Genomic DNA, 1,311 nt, shown 5'->3' with positions numbered 1-1,311 from the left:
TGAGGCTATTTCTGCCCATTCTTGTGACTTGGCTCGGCCTGAGCTCATTCCCCTTTTTCAGACCTGAATCCTTACCTTACAACTGCTGTTGTTATTGCTTCAGGCTCATCGTCAGGTCAAACTCTCCGTATTAGCCAGTGTCTTTCCTCAACCGATTCAATATCAAAGTCGCAAACGAAACTTACAACGCTTTTTAGTGTTGCCTCAGTTGTGCGTCAAACTGTTGTGGTTTCCCCTGATTAAATATTGGATTCGTCAAGAGCAAACGGGAAAGCGCTTAAACCGAGAACAACGTCGTTGTGTACGAAAACTCAAGCATCAAAAGTATGGCTATTGGATCATTGCAATCGCTCGAACACAGTGGAAAGGACACAATATATTTATGGTTAGTCTGGTCTGGGGAACTCATGCTCTTCCGATATATTGGGAAGTCTTAAAGAAGTCAGGTAACAGTGACCTCAAGACTCAAAAACGACTTTTAGGTACAGTCCTTCTTCTGTTTAAGAACTATCCCGTCTCGGTCTTAGGTGATCGAGAGTTCCATAGCCCCAAACTCGCATCATGGCTTAATTCCAGGGGCGTATCCTTTGCACTACGTCAGAAAAAGGACTTCCAATTTCAAGAGAATTTAGGTGAAGACTATCAAGTGCTCAAAAAGCTTGGCTTCAAACCTGGGATGTCCAATTTTTATCAGAATATTTTGGCAAATAAAGGAGACGGTTTAGGACCATTTAATCTGGCTGTATATTGGCAACGAAAATATCGTAAGCTAGGACCAAAAGAACCTTGGTATATTCTGAAAAATCTCCCCAATCTGAAGCTTACTTTAGGTGTTTATTGTTGTCGGTGGGGCATCGAACAGATGTTCAAAGATTACAAAACCGGTGGTTATAATTTAGAAGATACCAAGGTCAATGAAGCTCGCTTTTTAGCCTTAGTCTTGTTGATTGCGATAGCTTATAGTTTGGGGACGATTCACGGACAATGGATCAAGAAATTAGGTATAGAAATTTATGCTGGACGGCTCAATGAGCATCAAGACAAAACCCCACTTCGTAAGTGAATTTAGTCTGAGCCTCTATGGACAACGGTGGATCTATGGGATGGAATTATGGAACGATTGGGTAATAAGTCTAATTGCACTCAAGCCCCATAAACGTCTCTATTTTCACCGTGGCTTCTACGCCCTATCCCTCATGCAGCAAGCATTATAGATGCGTTGTCACCCGTTAAGAGCAGAAAGATTTCAAGGAGCGCAAAAGTACGGTACAAGCACTACTAAAGCGAAAAAAAGAGACAGGAAAATTACTC

1 pseudogene is annotated in these 1,311 nt (G+C 42.0%); it reads left to right on the top strand.

Annotation, left to right across the window (positions count from 1 at the left end):
• Positions 1-67: 67 nt before the first annotated feature.
• Positions 68-1,214: pseudogene (locus QUB33_RS29475) on the top strand (IS4 family transposase).
• Positions 1,215-1,311: the final 97 nt, after the last annotated feature.

It is taken from the genome of Microcoleus sp. B3-A4, from assembly GCF_036705385.1.
GTDB lineage: Bacteria > Cyanobacteriota > Cyanobacteriia > Cyanobacteriales > Microcoleaceae > Microcoleus.
The sequence above is the reverse complement of the archived record's forward strand: the minus strand, read 5'-3'. Positions and strand labels throughout refer to the sequence as shown.